The sequence below is a fragment of the Lyngbya sp. PCC 8106 genome (genome assembly GCF_000169095.1).
Classification (GTDB): domain Bacteria; phylum Cyanobacteriota; class Cyanobacteriia; order Cyanobacteriales; family Microcoleaceae; genus Capilliphycus.
In genome coordinates, this window is the sequence record NZ_AAVU01000016.1 from 46,848 (window position 1) to 63,515 (window position 16,668).

Annotated in this window: 14 protein-coding genes; 7 read left to right on the forward strand and 7 right to left on the reverse strand. The window is 38.5% G+C overall.

Annotated elements, in window-relative coordinates; all coding sequences use genetic code 11:
* Window positions 1-39 precede the first annotated feature (39 nt).
* Together L8106_RS12595 and L8106_RS12600 are read right to left on the reverse strand one after the other, a co-directional pair.
* The gene (locus L8106_RS12595) at window positions 40-1,521 is read right to left on the reverse strand and encodes a carotenoid oxygenase family protein (RefSeq protein WP_009784690.1); all 1,482 of its coding nucleotides are present in this window, start codon (window positions 1,519-1,521) and stop codon (window positions 40-42) included.
* Between the two features lie 267 nt (window positions 1,522-1,788).
* Window positions 1,789-2,091: a YkvA family protein gene (locus tag L8106_RS12600; protein WP_009784691.1), complete on the reverse strand. Its 303-nt coding sequence runs from the start codon at window positions 2,089-2,091 to the stop codon at window positions 1,789-1,791.
* 196 nt (window positions 2,092-2,287) lie between these two features.
* Here L8106_RS12600 and L8106_RS12605 point away from each other — a divergent pair, with 196 nt between their 5' ends.
* Both L8106_RS12605 and L8106_RS12610 read left to right on the forward strand, forming a co-directional pair.
* Window positions 2,288-2,671: a nucleotidyltransferase family protein gene (locus L8106_RS12605; RefSeq protein ID WP_009784692.1), complete on the forward strand. Its 384-nt coding sequence runs from the start codon at window positions 2,288-2,290 to the stop codon at window positions 2,669-2,671.
* The gene (locus tag L8106_RS12610) at window positions 2,628-3,143 is read left to right on the forward strand and encodes a hypothetical protein (RefSeq protein ID WP_009784693.1); all 516 of its coding nucleotides are present in this window, start codon (window positions 2,628-2,630) and stop codon (window positions 3,141-3,143) included. Before L8106_RS12605 ends, L8106_RS12610 begins: the two co-directional genes overlap by 44 nt.
* Before the next feature lie 14 nt (window positions 3,144-3,157).
* Here the strand turns inward: L8106_RS12610 and L8106_RS12615 are convergent, their stop codons facing one another.
* Window positions 3,158-6,154, reverse strand: coding sequence for a tetratricopeptide repeat protein (locus L8106_RS12615; protein ID WP_009784694.1), 2,997 nt, complete (start codon window positions 6,152-6,154; stop codon window positions 3,158-3,160).
* 161 nt (window positions 6,155-6,315) lie between these two features.
* Between L8106_RS12615 and L8106_RS33620 the strand changes: the two genes are divergently transcribed.
* The 4 genes from L8106_RS33620 (at window position 6,316) to L8106_RS12635 (ending at window position 10,571) form a co-directional block, all read left to right on the forward strand.
* Window positions 6,316-6,705, forward strand: a complete 390-nt coding sequence (locus L8106_RS33620) for a tetratricopeptide repeat protein (protein ID WP_009784695.1) — start codon at window positions 6,316-6,318, stop codon at window positions 6,703-6,705.
* Between the two features lie 49 nt (window positions 6,706-6,754).
* Complete coding sequence (locus tag L8106_RS12625) at window positions 6,755-9,280, forward strand: glycosyltransferase (RefSeq protein ID WP_009784696.1); 2,526 nt, start codon at window positions 6,755-6,757, stop codon at window positions 9,278-9,280.
* A gap of 169 nt (window positions 9,281-9,449) precedes the next feature.
* Window positions 9,450-10,070, forward strand: a complete 621-nt coding sequence (locus L8106_RS12630) for a Uma2 family endonuclease (RefSeq protein WP_009784698.1) — start codon at window positions 9,450-9,452, stop codon at window positions 10,068-10,070.
* Window positions 10,071-10,310: 240 nt separating this feature from the next.
* A complete protein-coding gene (locus L8106_RS12635) occupies window positions 10,311-10,571 on the forward strand; it encodes a hypothetical protein (protein WP_009784699.1) in 261 nt (86 codons plus the stop codon).
* Window positions 10,572-10,624: 53 nt separating this feature from the next.
* On the opposite strand, the gene L8106_RS12640 is transcribed toward L8106_RS12635, so the two are convergent.
* The 4 genes from L8106_RS12640 to L8106_RS12655 form a co-directional block, all read right to left on the reverse strand.
* Window positions 10,625-12,859, reverse strand: a complete 2,235-nt coding sequence (locus L8106_RS12640) for a hypothetical protein (RefSeq protein WP_009784700.1) — start codon at window positions 12,857-12,859, stop codon at window positions 10,625-10,627.
* A 147-nt stretch (window positions 12,860-13,006) separates the two neighbouring features.
* On the reverse strand, window positions 13,007-13,546 hold the full coding sequence (locus L8106_RS12645) for a type IV pilin-like G/H family protein (RefSeq protein WP_009784701.1): 540 nt from the start codon (window positions 13,544-13,546) through the stop codon (window positions 13,007-13,009).
* A 148-nt stretch (window positions 13,547-13,694) separates the two neighbouring features.
* A complete protein-coding gene (locus L8106_RS12650; RefSeq protein ID WP_009784702.1) occupies window positions 13,695-14,225 on the reverse strand; it encodes a type IV pilin-like G/H family protein in 531 nt (176 codons plus the stop codon).
* Between the two features lie 106 nt (window positions 14,226-14,331).
* The gene (locus L8106_RS12655; RefSeq protein ID WP_009784703.1) at window positions 14,332-15,657 is read right to left on the reverse strand and encodes a bifunctional 2-polyprenyl-6-hydroxyphenol methylase/3-demethylubiquinol 3-O-methyltransferase UbiG; all 1,326 of its coding nucleotides are present in this window, start codon (window positions 15,655-15,657) and stop codon (window positions 14,332-14,334) included.
* A gap of 614 nt (window positions 15,658-16,271) precedes the next feature.
* On the opposite strand from L8106_RS12655, the gene L8106_RS30480 reads away from it, so the two are divergent.
* Complete coding sequence (locus tag L8106_RS30480; protein ID WP_071941388.1) at window positions 16,272-16,475, forward strand: hypothetical protein; 204 nt, start codon at window positions 16,272-16,274, stop codon at window positions 16,473-16,475.
* Window positions 16,476-16,668: the final 193 nt, after the last annotated feature.

Genomic DNA, 16,668 nt, shown 5'->3' on the forward strand with positions numbered 1-16,668 from the left:
TTTAGGGGGAATTGAGTATAGTGTACCTCGATGTTGCTATTATATTATGCTTGAAATCCAATTACCATGAAAACCACTGGGAACCCGAACCGGAAGATGAATTTCAGCCAGAGGTTCACTAGCAAAATTAGCGGGGTCAAGAATTACTAAACTACTGGTTGCTGTATTTTCATCAAAGACAAATGTGACCACATATCCTTGATCTTCAGCTTCTTGTCCTTGTTTGGGAATAAAACTCGCTTCACCACAATAACGTCCCGGTTTAAAGCGATGAACATGAGAAACTTTCCGTTCTAAATCATATTGAATTAGTTCTGAGAAGTAGTTGGGAATTTGCTTTTGTGCGACTAATTCAACATCAATGTGAGGTGTATATCCAAACCGATAGGGTTGTCCAGTTTTACGGAAATCAAAGGTTGGGAAATCAACGACTCGATCATCTAAAGGTTCATGTTTAGCTGTTTTTTCTTCGGGATTAATTATTAATCGTTGTAGATGAGATTTGACTTCTTTTCCAGAATTTACAGTAGCGGGATCTAATTTTATTTGATTATGATAGGCAAAATCAACAACAACTTCTCCTTCTTGTTCATAAGCATTCATAAAATGCCACATCCACAAGGGTTCTGTTTCTATCCAAATTGGTTTTTGATCAACATTCTTGCGATGAATTAACCCGATTTTTGTACCATATTCCGGTTTCCATTCAAACGGAAGTCCACCCCCGAGCGCTTGAAATACATTAAAAACTAGAGGACAATGAAAGAAAATGATGTAATTTTCAGTAATTGCCGTATCATGTATGAGTGCGGGAGATTCCATTTCAATGGGAGTTTTACGAATTATTTTCCCCTGTTTATCGGCAACATAATACACTAAGTAAGGCGCAGCTAACAGAGAATAACGATAAAAATGTAACTCTCCTGTGTGTGGATCAACCTTCGGATGTGCGGTCATTGCTTCTTCAAGTTCGCCATCAAAATCCCACTCTCCTAAAGTTTCTAATTCGCTAGAAATTTGATAGGGTAATCCGACTTCATACAATGCTAATAAATTATCTCCATAGGGTACAATATTAGTATTAGCAAAGTTAACAAGCGGCATATTTTGTCGTTCTTTTCCCTCCATATCTTGCTGTAAAGTCTTGGTCACAATCCAGCGATTTCGATAACTGGCTTTTCCTTCTTTGAGATAAACCGCATGAATCATTCCATCCCCTTCTAAGGGATATTGATAATTCGTTGGTTTTAAGTAAGGATTGGGGCCGTTTCTCATGTACATTCCATTCAAATCTGCTGGAATTTCCCCAGTTACTTTTAAGTTTTCAAGATCGAGTTCTTTAAAAACAGGAGCGTTAATTCCTTGTAAAAAAATGTTATCACTTAACCATTCTTGGGTTGAAATTAATTTTCGACTGGGAGCAGACAAAGCTAACAGAGAATGACCTCCAACAGTCGAAAGAAAAGAGGCAAATGCAGCGGCTTTTAGAAAATCTCGTCTGGAAAAGTTCGACCGTTTCATATTCAAAAAATAATATCTCTAGAGGTGGCTAAGATTTTAAACCAAGAATCTAGAGATCAGGAAAATTATTTATTCTATTTTAAGAACAATCTAAATTTTATTTTAATCTGTTATCAAAGATACGATTTGAACTTAATTAAAAACCAATTTAGACTCAAAATTCAGTAACAAATCAAACAAAAATACAAAATTTAAAGTAAAATAGGGGATGTAAATTTTCTCAGACAGTCAAATCACTGCGGAAGCACTCATCCCCTTGACGCTTACCTAACTTGCGGTGACATCAACAACCGTTTTTTCAGTATCAACAACCTCAGCATCAGCAACTTCCGTAGAGGCTGAATTCTGACTACTCTTAAGACGTTCGAGTAATAATTGAGAAATTTCGCTTACAAACAAAGTTGCAACAATTCCATCATCAATCCATCCTATAATGGGGATAAAATCAGGAGCAATATCAATCGGACTCAACAGATAAAGTAACGTTCCGAGAATCAATACCCAACGATATTTTGTATTACGCAGTGTGTGACGATACCAATTATAGAAGGATTGAACTAAGTTTTGCATCCGGCTACCTCGTTGAAATTTCGTATAGTTCTATAATTACAGTTTGTCTGTCTCCTCGGAAGTGTAGATTTTCCCCCACAAGAGTCGGGATACTTCACTTGGTACTTTCCGGAATAAAACCCAAAGCAGTTGTAGTGCGATCGCCTCTTGCTGTTGTAATATAATAGGTGTTATAGAAAAATGAGGGTCGAATATTTTGAGTAATCACATTCAATATTGGAGAGAACGTCAAGCCAAGCAAAAAGCGCAAAATCAGCGAATGGTAATGCAAGCTCGTTCACAGTTAGTTGATATTGTTAATGTTCTAGTGGATAAATTTAAGGTCACAAAAGTGATTGTGTTTGGGTCATTAGTTAAAGATAAATTTACGGCTGAGTCTGATATTGATATTGCAGTCGAAGGGATTAGAAAGCAGGATTTTTTCACCGCATTATCTGAAGTAAATCGCCAGACAAATAGATGGGTGGACTTGAAGCCAATCGAAGATTTAGAACCTCATTTTCGCCAACGAGTTTTTGAGACAGGAGAATGTATTTATGAGGCAGATTTCAGCAAGTCAAATTCGGGAACTGACAACTGATATTGAAGTTGAGTTAGAACGTTTAGGACGTTTAGAAAGTGGGATCAATCAAGTTCAGCAAGAGATGAGTCGGACTCCAGAACTTGCTACTATTTTTTATGAAAGCGTTGCTTTAAAATTACATAATTTTTATACGGGTTGTGAACGTATTTTTCAATTAATCGCGTCTGAGTTGAATGGCATATTACCCTCTAGTTATGATTGGCATAAACGACTCTTAAATCGCATGGGAGTTGAACGAGAAGGACTCCCTCAAGTCTTGAGTCAAGACACAATTAATCGCTTACAAGATTATTTGGGTTTTCGGCATATTGTTCGCAACCTTTACGGTTTTGAGTTAGATCCAGTTCGACTAGAACGACTCATGGAACAGTATCCTTCTATCTGGCATCGATTTCAAGAGGAAATCCGACAATTTTTAAATGCGTTACAGAAATTAGCCGAACAGTTAGAAGCAGGGGATGAGTTGTAAATAGACTCTAAATTTTATTGAGAATTCCGAACAACCTGCCGATAAAACTCCTCTAATGCTTTAACACAAGTTTCATCCTCAAATAAGTTATCCTGTTGTTGACTCATTCGTTGAGAAATATCCTGTCGCCAAGCAGAATCCAAGCCTAATTTAACCGCAATATTAATATATTCCGCTTCATTTTTAGCAATTGTATCCGTTACTCCCAACAGTTTTAAAAAACTATCTGCATGACGACCTCGCATAAATTCACCCGGACAAGTTACAATCGGTAAATTGCAGGCAATCGCTTCTAAAGACGTATTCCCACCCGACCAAGTAAAGGTATCTAAAAACACGTCTGAAAGTAGATTTAACATCAGATAATCTGAACGTTCAGGAATGCTAAGATGAATACAATAATTTTCGTGATTTAAACTCGCAGCAGCAAAAGCACGTTCGAGACGAGGGATTAAGATTGTTCCGCGTAAAAAGAGAAACTTCGCGTTAGGAACATTTAGGGCAATTTCGGGTAAAATATAATCGTATTGTGGCAAATATTTAAACGGCGCTTGACAGCAAAAATAGAGAACAGAGTCTTCTGAAATATTAAAGTATGAACGGCTTTTGGTTAAATTTGGAATGTCTTTGGGTTGGGGATAAGCAACCCCAATATTCGGTAAACGAACGAGGGTTTCTGAGTAATGTTCCTGTGCATTTTCAGGTTCCATTAATTGACTTGATAAAAAGTAATCAATCGTTGGGAGTCCCGTTGTTACCGGATGTCCCCAAGCCGTACATTGAACGGGTGCTAAACGTAACGCCGCCATTTGCATTGTCGGTGCATCCATGCCAATTTCAGGATACACTAAAATATGCAGTTGATCATCAAGGATTTGTTGACAAACGGCTGCAAAGTTTCCGGGGATGTGATGAAAAATATCACTATATTGACGAAATATTTGAGTGATTGGATCGGGAGTATTGCTGGTATAATAACAGTAAACTTCAAAGTTGTTATGATTACAAAATCTCAACCATCCCGTTAACCAAAGAGTGCCACTATAGGAATGTAAATAATGGGAGACATATCCCACTCTAATTTTTTGTTCAACCTTTGGTATTGTTAACGGTTTGACCCAGTTGGGATAGTTAGCCGCCATAATATTATGAACTAAATTACCATAATTTTTTTGCGATTCCACAACGTTATGGGCTTGATAGGCTAAATAAAAATTTGTCCATCGACTTAAACCCCAAAATGCACTTTCTCTTTCTGCGGGAGTTTCTAAACGAGTGGTTTGAATTAAGGTTTGGAGTTCTTGTTCAAATCGTTTTCTGTAATAATTGATTGATTCAGGATGATGATAGATTATTGGAACAATTAAATGTTTGAGGAGTTTAAACGTATAATCATTAGGAAGATAATTAAAAGCGGTTTCGGCTTGAGAGATAGCGGCTTCTGTTTCTCCCTGACGAAGTAACTGTAGAATTAAAGAAAAGTGGAGTTGTCCAGAAGTTGGATGAACTTGAGTTCCGGTTTGTAGAACTTTAATGGCTTCTTGAGGTTGATGAATTTGATTAAAACAATCACTCAGGGTTGCATAGAGTTCAACTTCTCCGGGTTGGAGTTCGAGGTAGTTTTGAAAAAATTGAATGGCTTTGTTGTATTTTCCCTGTTGATAATATTGTTGAGCAAAGGTATAATAAATAGGTGCTGGATTTTCTTTTGCAGCTTCAGCAAGATTGAGATTTTGTTGGACTTCTACGGCTTCAGGATTCAAGGTTAAAGCGGTTTGATAAATGGCGATCGCATCTTCAAAATGAGTTTGTTCTAAGAGAATATTTCCTAAGTTGAGATAGCTTCCCCAGTGGTTCGGGTTAACCTCAATTGCTTTTCGATAAATGGCTTCGGCTTCGGTGAGTGAACCCTGCTGTTTAATCAAATTTCCTAAGTTTTGATAGGCGTAGACTAAACTATTATCAAGTTCAATAGCGGTTTGATAGGCGGTAATAGCTTCTGAGTATTTCTCTATTCTTTCTAAACCCAATCCCAGATGATAATGTCTAACTGCAATAGAGGAATCTATTTCTAAAGATTTCAAAATCGCTTGAACAGATTCTCGATAATTTTCGACTTCATAATAAAGGATACTGAGTTGATGCCAAGCTTCAGCATGATTGGGTTGCCATTGAAGGAACTTTTTATATTTTTGTTCGGCAATTTTGTATTGTTTTTGTTCGTGAGAGTTAATGGCTTCATTATAAATTTGGCTAATATTGACTTCGGGTTCTAACTGTTGTAAACTTTGAATGGCATGAATAACTTGTTCAGATTGTTGATCCTGAAAATTTGAAACAGAATAGTTAAACGTTTGTTCAGCATTCCAACTTAACACTTGAATTTCAGTTCCTAAAATTTGATTCAGGTTAATTGAGTCACAACCGTCTAATAAAATTTTACATTGGGGATAAGCTGCCATAAAATCCCAAATCGCTTGTTGTACCGTACCTTTATCCGCAGAATTAACCAAAATAATTGCTTGATTGGCTAAAAAAGGCCGAACCAAAAGCAAACTCATCAAAACCGAACGATAATCCGATAAAGCTTGATAATAGTAAACTCCAATTTGAGAATCGGTTTCAACTTCCCGCAGTTCCAATAAAAAAGACTCAAAATCTTGATTACAAAAAATAATCTGTTCTTCTAAATTAAAAAGCTGTACATTTTCTACAAGTTGTTCTAAACTATCATTATCGGAAATTTCACTAACAGCATAAGCCATCTTTTCGGGATGACCCAACAATGCAGCAATCAATGAAATACCGTCCTGAGTTCCAACTTCACAATACATTTCCGAGGCTTCCAAACACTCCACAGCAACGTTAAGCAACTGCATGAAATTAACAGAAACTTCTGGATTTATTTGTTCAAGTCGCTGTTGAAATTGATCGGATTTGGGCTGAACCGTCTCATGTTCCCAGTTTTCATAGAAGTTCGGGAGTTGTTGAATAAATTTTTGAACGTCCATTTTCGCGGTAAAATAAGTAAAAGGCGATCGCACATCATCTATGATAGTTCAGGCAGCGGGTTGAGTTCGAGGCGTGATTTGTCGGACAGCGCGATCGCTTTTGAGAACAAGTTGGGTAGTTTAAGGAAGTAGGCAGTTGTAGCAACCCGAGAGAGGAAAGTATGACCAGTTCAGAACGAGAATATATGCAGTCGCGTCAACGCAGTCTTCAGCGCAAACAAAAGCTCATTGCATTAATTGGGACAATTGGGTTTGGTGGTTCAATGTTATTTACTCTTGTTCCCCTGTTTAAGAGTGGTTTGCAGCAACAAAATCAACCAGAAATTATAGAAGTTGAGTCTGCTGAAGTGCAGTTAAAAGCACAGGAGAAAGGCTATCAAAGTGTGTTACAGCGAGAACCTGAAAACTTAACTGCGTTAGAAGCTTTGGTTAATGTTCGGCTACAACTGAATAATACAAAAGGAGCGATTGAACCTTTAGAAAAGTTGGTTAAATTGAGTCCAGAGAGAGAAGATTATCAGGCGTTATTGGAGCAATTGACTGCAATTTAATATTTTTTGGATGAACGAACGAGTTTTTTGAAAAAGAAATAAGAATATTATGGAATCATCTACTGAAGTCAACTTTCAAAAAATTGAAAACCTGATCAATAATTTACCTGAGGTTTATCAATCTATCTATGTGAAAGGAAATTTAATTCGGCAAGGAGTCCGTCAGAACGAGTGGGAAAGACTAGAAGTTATCAAAAATTATATTAAGCCGGGTCAAACCATTTTAGATGTTGGTTCTAATGTTGGTTTTTTTACAATTCAGCTAGCTAAACTTTTTCCTGAAAATGTATTTTTAAGTGTTGAAAAGCAACCCAGTTATGCTAAACTTCAAGCAGAGCTATTAAAAATTGAACAATTAGAAAATATTATTCTAGTTCAGTCTGATATTAGTATTGATTGGTTAGTTCAAGCCAATCAAGCCTGTACTTATTTTGATGTCACTCTTTTACTTTCAGTTTTGCATCACATGGAAGATGCAGAACAATTTTTATCAGAAATTAGTAAACTCTCAAGAGCTTTGTTAATTGAGATGCCACATCCTGATGAATCAAAAGTTTGTGGTAAACAAGTTTTAAAAACTCAATTAACCCTTGAAAAAATAAGTCAATTTAAACAGTCATTTAATAAACTTAGCTATCAGTCGGATACTCATTGTGACCCCCATTTGAAAAGATCTTTTTACTATGCAGATTCACCAAATTACGAAAGAGAATCTATTTTTCCCTATATTGGCTATCCTTTGGCTCCTAGAAAATATATTTTAAAAGCAAGTAATGAAGGAACTGTTCTACATAAATCACACCTCAATCAAGATATTCAGTTAATTCCTGGTGTGTTGCTATACGATGTTGCTAAAATAGGACAAATCCTATATCCGCTTCAAGAAAACGTTATCAATCATATTTATAAAGAATTTGAAAAACTCGACAAACTTAACAATGTAGCAGATGTTAGACCTTGGAATTTACTGTTTACATCCCAAGGTTTAAAATTAATAGATTATCAGTATACTAATGATTTAGATTCCGAATTGAAGTATGATAAAGATAGAGATTTTCCGATTATTTTAAATTATTTACAGGGAATGTTTCGAGATGAAATTAAGCCGAAAATAGCAATTGACGGGATATTTTTTCAATATTATAAAACAGGTATTTTTAGGGTCTGGAAATCTTTGTTAGAAACCTGGAAAAATCAAGAATTTTCCCGAAATATTGTCGTGCTTGATCGAATGGGAACAGCACCAAAAATACCAGGAATTAGATATCGAAAAATTTCCGCACATAACTATCAAAATAGTGAGCAAGATCGGATGATGTTGCAATATATTTGTGACGAAGAAGGGGCAGATTTATTCATCTCAACCTATTACACAACCCCCATTTCAACGCCATCGGTTTTCATGGCTTATGATATGATTCCTGAAGTGTTGGGTGCAGATTTCAACGAACCCATGTGGCGAGAAAAACATCATGCCATTCGTCATGCTTCCGGCTATATTTCCATTTCAGAAAATACCGCTTCTGATTTGGTGAAGTGTTTTTCGGGAATTTCACCCGAACAGGTAACAGTTGCTCATTGTGGGGTTTCTCCTGTCTTTTCACTCAATAGTCAAGCCGACATTAATCAATTTAAAATGAAGTATGGAATTACCAAACCCTACTTTATTTTAGTCGGTGCTGGAAGTAACTATAAAAATGCGGGTTTATTCTTCCAAGCATTCGATCAACTCTACAGCAAACAAGGATTTGAGATTGTTTGTACAGGTGGAAGTAGTCTCTGGTTAAGTGCAGAATATCGACAGTTTACATCCGGTTGTGTGGTTCATCCTCTCCAACTCAGTGATGAAGAACTTGCGATCGCTTATTCGGGTGCCGTTGCATTAGTTTATCCTTCATTATACGAAGGTTTTGGGATGCCTGTAGCCGAAGCAATGGCTTGTGGTTGTCCGGTAATTACTTGTAAAAATTCCTCTATTCCTGAAGTAGCTGGAGAAGCAGCAATTTATGTGAATGAGACTGATATTAATGTCATGGCGAATGCGCTTTGTGAGATCCAAAAACCCGAAGTTCGTCGCCAACTTATCGAAACAGGACTGCAACAAGTTCAAAAATTCACTTGGTTAAAAATGGCTGATAGAGTGAGTTCGGCTTTAATTAACGCAACTTTGCTGCGTTTAAACTTAAGGGAAATTAACCTGATTATTTTTCCAGATTGGACTCAAGATGAAGAATCTCTCGGTTCAGATTTAGCACAAGTTATTAAATCAGTTCTCACCCATCCTAAGAGTAACGAGATTACTTTACTCATAGATAGTAGTAATATTTCTGGGGAAGAAGCGGATTTAGCTCTTTCTAGTATTATTATGAATCTGATGATGGAGGAAGAATTAGAAGTTTCCGATGAACCCAATATTTCATTAATTGGACAATTGAGTGATATTCAATGGTCAGCTTTGATGCCTCATTTACAAGGTCGAATTGTCCTAGAACATGAGAATCAAGACGTGATTAAACAAACTCAAGTTGAGAATCTTCCTTTGGTTGAATTAGACAGTTTAAATAAAGATACATAAGATAAAGATAGAAGGATAGAAGGGTGCAAGCCTTGCACCCCTACAGTTCATAAAAAATTATAAAATGAGTCATGTAAGTTACGATTAAAAATCCTGATAGTATCTTTAAATCTCTGCAACTGCAATCAAAAAATCTATCTGATTAAAACTGCTTTTTTCTGGAAAAACCATGACTTTAACCACGACTAAAAAACTAACCTTTATCGATTTTTTAGAACAGTATCCCGATGGTTTCGGACAGTACGAACTGGTAAACGGAGAAGTCGTAAAAGTGGAACCCACTCGCGCTCATAAAAATGTGGCTCGGTTTCTAGTTCGTTATTTTGATCGAGAAAGCGAACGCCTAAATTTAGACTATATTGTTGATAAAGATATCATTATTAAAACCACAACTCAAGAGGGAGAAGAACGGGGAAGAAATCCTGATGTTGGTGTAGTGAAAGCGGAAGTTTGGAATAGTAACGTGCGAACTTATGGCGCGTTAACAGAACCTATTCAACTCGCTGTAGAAGTGGTTTCAACCAATTGGGAGGATGATTATATCGATAAACGAGATGAATATCAACGCTTAGGAATTCCTGAATATTGGATTGTTGATTATTTGGCAATAGGTTCTCGCACCCTTTTAGGAAATCCCAAACAGCCGAAAATTTTTGTTTATCAGTTGGTTGAGGGTGAATATCAAGTCCAGTCTTTTACCGGAAGCGATTGCATTGTTTCTTCTACTTTTCCCGAGTTAGAATTAACTTGCGAACAAGTGTTTGCATCGAGTCAAATTCGGGAGTTATAGTATTAAGTAATTTCCCTAAATCCCGTGACCTCTCCCCCAGCCCCTCTCCACCTCTCCCTAACCCTCTCCTACCTCTCCCTAACCCTCTCCTACAAGGAGAGGGAAAAGGTGTCCCTAATGGGACTATTTATTAGTCGAGAGGGGAGTAATTAATCTGATATGTCATTGGTGAGCCTAGAGAAGAAGTAGTGCATTGTTATTTGATATCCTTTAAGATAAAAATATTATCGGAGACTTGTCATGCAAAGTATTCAGTTAAAAACTCACATCGGCTCAGATGGAATCTTACAAGTGCAAATGCCAACAGAGATCAGAGATACAGATATAGAGGTCACAATAGTTTACCAGTCATTATCTCAAAATTCATCCCAACCCCGCTATAACGTTTGGGGAAAGCTTGTCACTCGAAAATCGATTCAAGATACTATTGCAGGAATGCGGCAACTCCGACAAGAAATATCTATTGATCGGCAATCAATTCAAGAGATGATCGAAAAATAATGACAATAAACTCCCCTCGCCTCGTAGGAGAGGGGTTGGAGCAAAGGTCAACATCAACCCCTAGAATCTAAATAAATTTGCCACATTTGTTCGTAGGCTTTTTCCATCTCACGGGTGAACTGTTTCCCATTCCACAACGGCGCCGTTTGTTTTGATTTTCGCAATTTCCAAGTCACTTGTTGTCTCAACGCTTCATCGGTTCCTAGACGAATACCCCACTCAACATACTCCTCATCCGTCCAAGCTATTCCCTCATTAATTCCCGCATTAACCATCATTGTATAACTATTTCGACTGGCGAACTGTTGACCCACACGAGTTACCATTGGAACTTCCATCCACAACGTTTCTAATGTCGTTGTCGCGCCATTGTAGGGGAACGTATCCAGCAAAACATCTGCGATCGCTAAATTGGCTCGATGAATTATCGAACTGGGTACTCCCGATAAAAAGATTAAGCGATCTGGGTTAACTCCCTCATCTTTTGCCAGTTGAATAAAGAACTCTTTGACGATATCTTGTTTCTTGAAACCCTTAATTAAAAAGTAGCTATTTGGGACTGCTTTCAAAATATGAATTTGCATTTTTGCAGTTTGCGGGTGGTATTTATAACCCGTCTGAGAACTAAGATAAATCACCGCATCACCGGGAATATTTAGGTCATCCCGTCGTAACGTTGGTACCCCGACTTCAAAACCATCCACTGCAATATAAGTTTGTGGAAGTCGCCAAATCTTCTCGCTGTAATAGTCCTGAGCATTTTCGGGTAATACATAAGGATCGGCAATATAGTAGTCAATATTTTGCACTTCTGAAGCATCCCAACCCAACCACGTCACTTGAACAGGTGCAGGTTTCACTGCCATAATTTCACAAGTTACATCGAGAGTAATACTATCAAGATCGATAAGAATATCAATTTCATCCTCGGAGATTTTATCCGGAATTTCTCTAGATCCCACAGGAAACTCATGGGCTGTATCGGCTTTATTTACATACCAATCTTGTAAAGCATCTTCTCGACCTTTTGCATTAATTAAATAAGCATAAATTTGAAACTTTTCTTGGTTATGATGGTGAAATAACCATCTTGCCAACCATCCCACCGAATGATTTCGCAGACAATGAGAAAGATAGCCAATTCTCAAGGGTTTATTCGGATCTTTAATAGATTGACGGGATGCAAATTTTTGTTTGTATTGCTTAACCGCAGAATCAGCATAGTTTTCAATATTCTTTTGACAGATTTGAGCAACTTGTTGTCGTAGTTTATTATTAACCTGCGGCTCATCTCGTAAATAAGCAGGAAAAAATAGAGTTGAAAATAGGCGCATTGTCACTTCTTGAGTGAGTTCACTTGGATTGAACTCTATCAAAGACTCGACCAAAGTTTCATGGCGTTCTAAAATAGAACTGACTTCAGCCACATATCCACCACCCGCAGACATTAAGCCTCTTAAAATTAAGTGATTTGCATAAACTTTATCCGCTAAATCTTCAAGAGCCGCATAACAATGCTTTGCAAGTTCAATCCCTTTTTCAAGATTTTCTGCTTTTTGATAAAGAGTTGTTATCAGAAACAAAACCGTTGTATTTTCCGGTTCCAACTGGAAAGCCAATTCAGCAAATTCAACTGCTAACTTAGCCTGATAATGGATAATCGAAATTATAGTCGCAGTTGTTTTTAATAAATCGATCAACTCGCTCTGCTCGGAAACATAAGGCAGACAAGCTTTAGTGAATTCTAAAGATTGAGAATCTAAAGGGGCATAGTTTAGAACTTCTTGTAAAACCAAAAACAACAATTTACTATCGATATCTTCCGCTTCTGAAGGGGACTGAAGCAAGTCAAATACACCAAAAGAAGTGAGTTCCTCTCCGGTATAGGTTTTGAGTAAAACACTCAGTGCAATTAAATTTAATATATTATTGATATCTGTAGGAGTAATCTCTCGGATATGTTGGCGAATTGCCCAAGCCACAGCCCAATCTTCTAAATATTCTCGCCGTTGAGCTTCATGTTGCAAGACTTGGATTAATTCTGTTGTCCACTGTTCGACTTCCTCCGCTTCCCCCTCCGCCATCGCAAACAGCCAACTTGTCTGGGCTTCGGCTTCCTCTCCCTGCAACAGCAGCATCAGCCCCAAATTCCAGTAATGGGATTTTACATCAGGTTCTGTTTCTATTGCAGCTTCGTACAGACGGCTTGCTTGCTGATAATCTCCATCGAGTAGACATTGCTCGGCTTGTTGTTGCCAATTTATTGTTTGTGAATCGGAAGAAGACATTCTCATATTATGTTCGCATTATTCGTGATCATACCGTAGGTTCGGTTAAGTGGTAGCGCAACCCAACAACAACCTAACAACACAACAACACAACAACCGAAAACATTGTTGGGTTTCGTTCCTCAACCCAACCTACCAACTATCAATCTAGACATCTTCCATCTTAGGATTAGCTTTTTCACAGGTGGGATCAGAATTTTTAGCATTAATACTACCTAGTTGAAAAATACCCAGATCTTTATCTGGCCCCTTAGCTTGACACAGTATACTTCTTGATGTTGATTCTGCATCATTAACATATACCAAATAGACGTGTCCAAGATAGTCTCGAAGAGGAGCGCCATCCTCAGCTTTTGCTGTACAGCTAACTGCGGCTTTACCAACGGCACATTCATATTTGTAATTTTCTGTTTCAGTCTTGATACCCACACCAAGAGCATTAATATCAGTATTAAACTGACCGAACTCAGTGTACGCAGCTTGCTGACCTTTGTTAATTGCACTCAGGTATTGCTTCGCTTCAGACTCTTTGGCTTTGTTCGCTTGGTTAAGGAAAGAAGGCAACGCGATCGCAGACAAAATACCGATAATGATGATAACAACCAACAATTCAATTAGGGTGAAACCTCCTTCTTTTTTTCTCTTAGCAACGTGTTGTAAGAATTTTGCTTTAAATTCTGTCTTCATTGTCGTTTCTCTGTTTGAGTTGGATGAAAGTATTGTTCGGAAAAAATCAGATTTAATTAAAAAAATAAGTGGGTAGCAACCGCCACCCACCTAAATCAACAGTAAATTGTCTCAAATCACGAAAGCAGTGAAGGTATTCCCAATGAAACTAGACATCTTCCATAGTCTCTGGACATTCGGGATCCTTTTGACCAAATTCAACAACTGTAGCTACATCAATCCCTTCCGGATCTTTACCTGGCTCCTTAGTTTGGCAGAGCAGACTTCTTGATGTTGTTTCTGACTCACTAATACTGATTAAATAGACGGCTCCCAGATAGGAGCGAATAGCAGTTCCCGTAGAGGTTGCTTTACAGTTAACTCCCCCGACACCTGTAACACATTTATACTCGAAATTGGTTGTTTGTGTCTTGATACCCACACCGAGAGATGAAATATCATCAGAGAATTTACTTTTCTCAGTGTAAATTGCTTGCTGACCTTTGTTAATTGCACTGAGGTATTGCTTCGCTTCAGACTCTTTGGCTTTATTCGCTTGGTTAAGGAAAGAAGGTAACGCGATCGCCGACAAAATCCCGATAATGATGATAACAACCAACAATTCAATTAGGGTGAAACCCTCTTCTTTTTTTCTCTTAGCAACGTGTTGTAAGAATTTTGCTTTAAATTCGGTCTTCATAGTAGTTTCTCCTTGGGGTTAGGATAATGGATATCTTGTTTTCGTATCCCTAACTTACCCAGTCACTTTCCGTTTCATATCACCCCTCAGAAAATTTTTTGACTTTTTAGGCGGAACGCTCCAAAAGCACATACAGAAAGGGATCGAGGTCACTCAACAGTTCTTTGACTTGTTCAAAAGCCGTTTGCTGACTCACGGGTTCGAGGGTGATGGGGTCAACAGTGCGGATTTTTTGCCATCGTTCTACTAAACTGAGAAAGGGTTGGGGTTCATCCCAGAGGGGAAGCAAACTCGCGACCACATCACTTTCTTGGTGAAGTGCAACCATTGTCGGAAGTTTAACGTATTTGCTCATCTCGAACGGTCTGCGGGTTTGGACACATTGAATCAAGTCTTCTTTTGCTTTAGAATGTCTTAGTTGTGGGTGTAGATGAACGGTGACAGTGTTCCAGTCGTTATCACTCCATTCAGAAACAGGTTCAACCAGATGAGCGGCGCCCGGATGACCACACCAAAAGTCTAACAAACGATGAACTGGGTTCAGTAGTTCAAACAGGTGGAGTTGGTCTTCTGCTGAAAGTTCGGGAAAACTCATCGCCAGAAATGCAGGTAAATTATCCGGTTCTTTAAACAACCCCGTTATATCCCAATACCGCCAATTTACCATACTGATAAATTCTAAGTTAGCTTCTCTCAAAGCCGCAAAGAGTTCGGGAATTGTTGAACCTTTATCGCCCATTAATAAGTGGTTCGCCAGCATTGCTTCATCACTTTCTTTCGCCCTTTCACTCCAAGTTTGCATCTTAATCAAAACCTGATCTTTAAGAGAATTCATCGTTTCTCTAGCGACTTCTATCTCCATTTCCCCCGGACTTTCATTCATCAACCCCATGAACTTAAACAAGTCTTGCGCTCGATAATAGGACGCCCTCTGAAAGTAACTATGAAGATTCGTTCTAATAATTCCTTCGGGCTTTAATACCGCTTTCATTGCCTTCAACCCTTCGACAATATCTGGCAACAAATACAGCACTTCATCGGCGTTAATATAGTCAAACTCCAACCCAAGCTGAGGCAATTCTTCTATAGAAATCGCGTGAAATTCGCAGTTTGTAAAGCCGTAATGTTCTAATCGTTTTTGGGCTAAATCAACGGATTTTGCTGATAAATCTACCCCCACAATTTTCGCGCCGGGGTTGGCTTCAGCGAGAACGAGGGATTTGTACCCGCTCCCACAACCCGCATCTAAAATAACTTTGCCTTCGGTATTAATAAATTTTTGATTTCTTAGATAATAAGACGTGACTAAATTATGAATATAGAGGATATCATAAGACTCTTTAGGAGATCTTTCTAACGGGATTTTCGGATAGGGTGCCGACTCAAATTGTTGACGAATCTTTTCTACTAATTCTGGATTTTTTTGTTCCATCGTTCATAAACTCCAAATACTTTTAACCTTAAAAACTACAAATATTATCCAAATTTGTCTCTGTTCTATTTAACTCTAAATTACCCTAAATCCCCCGCTCCCGTGACTCCGCCCCCAAACCCCCCGCCCCCGTGACCCCCAATAATGGGGGTAGCTGAGGGGTTTTGATAATGGGGGTAAAAGGGGAACTTTCTTATTCCCCCCTTTCAAAGGGCAGGGCTGTTTCATTCTAAGTTAAAAATTGCCGGGGTTGATGGGGTGAAAGGGTGATGGTGAGTCCACCCCCGTGCGCGGGTTCCCCGCGTTGAGGGGAGTGGCGAACCCGAAGGGGGTGATGGGGAGAGGAGTTTTTTCCGAGGAAAAATAGCTTTTTATTAATAAAAATCCTCCCTACCTCCCTACCTCCCTACCTCCCCACCTCCCCACAAATCAAGTTTTCGGGCAACGAAACGGCCCTGCTTTCAAAGGGGGGTTAGGGGGGATAAAGAGGGTTAGACGGGATAAAGAAAGCTTGGTGGGGATAAAGAACTAACAAAATCGAAAATTGGGATTAAGTGATAAAATCTGTACGAATACAGCGACTCAAACCTAATTTTACCGTTTAACGTGTCTTTATGGATAATAAAGTCGGATTTCTCCTCAAAGTCTTATTACTCTCAGCAGCCGTATCGGTTCTGATTAAATATGTAGGGCCATCTCTATCGATTCCGTTATCAGTCACAAATACTTTAATTGCTGTCTTTTTCCCGAGTATAGCGCTCGCTTTGGTTTTCCTGTGGCGAAGTACCCGTCCTTACGAGAAGTCTACCCCCGACTAAAGTTCAGGGAAATTAACACTCAAAATGAAGACATTTAAAAGTTTTGCTGCGATCATATTTTACCTTTTCTGGGATGGATATGCAAGCATTTATAGCGCTACGCGCTAGGGAACAGGGAACAGGGAACAGGGAACAGGGAACAGGGAACAGGGAACAGGGAACAGGGAACAGGGAACAGGGAGTTTAAAACCTC

Excerpts from the sequence above, each read along its gene's own strand:
- L8106_RS12595 (WP_009784690.1), bottom strand. The coding sequence starts at position 1,521 with ATGAAACGGTCGAACTTTTCCAGACGAGATTTTCTAAAAGCCGCTGCA.
- L8106_RS12600 (WP_009784691.1), bottom strand. The coding sequence starts at position 2,091 with ATGCAAAACTTAGTTCAATCCTTCTATAATTGGTATCGTCACACACTG.
- L8106_RS12610 (WP_009784693.1), top strand. The coding sequence starts at position 2,628 with ATGAGGCAGATTTCAGCAAGTCAAATTCGGGAACTGACAACTGATATT.
- L8106_RS12615 (WP_009784694.1), bottom strand. The coding sequence starts at position 6,154 with ATGGACGTTCAAAAATTTATTCAACAACTCCCGAACTTCTATGAAAAC.
- L8106_RS33620 (WP_009784695.1), top strand. The coding sequence starts at position 6,316 with ATGACCAGTTCAGAACGAGAATATATGCAGTCGCGTCAACGCAGTCTT.
- L8106_RS12625 (WP_009784696.1), top strand. The coding sequence starts at position 6,755 with ATGGAATCATCTACTGAAGTCAACTTTCAAAAAATTGAAAACCTGATC.
- L8106_RS12630 (WP_009784698.1), top strand. The coding sequence starts at position 9,450 with ATGACTTTAACCACGACTAAAAAACTAACCTTTATCGATTTTTTAGAA.
- L8106_RS12635 (WP_009784699.1), top strand. The coding sequence starts at position 10,311 with ATGCAAAGTATTCAGTTAAAAACTCACATCGGCTCAGATGGAATCTTA.
- L8106_RS12640 (WP_009784700.1), bottom strand. The coding sequence starts at position 12,859 with ATGTCTTCTTCCGATTCACAAACAATAAATTGGCAACAACAAGCCGAG.
- L8106_RS12645 (WP_009784701.1), bottom strand. The coding sequence starts at position 13,546 with ATGAAGACAGAATTTAAAGCAAAATTCTTACAACACGTTGCTAAGAGA.
- L8106_RS12650 (WP_009784702.1), bottom strand. The coding sequence starts at position 14,225 with ATGAAGACCGAATTTAAAGCAAAATTCTTACAACACGTTGCTAAGAGA.
- L8106_RS12655 (WP_009784703.1), bottom strand. The coding sequence starts at position 15,657 with ATGGAACAAAAAAATCCAGAATTAGTAGAAAAGATTCGTCAACAATTT.
- L8106_RS30480 (WP_071941388.1), top strand. The coding sequence starts at position 16,272 with ATGGATAATAAAGTCGGATTTCTCCTCAAAGTCTTATTACTCTCAGCA.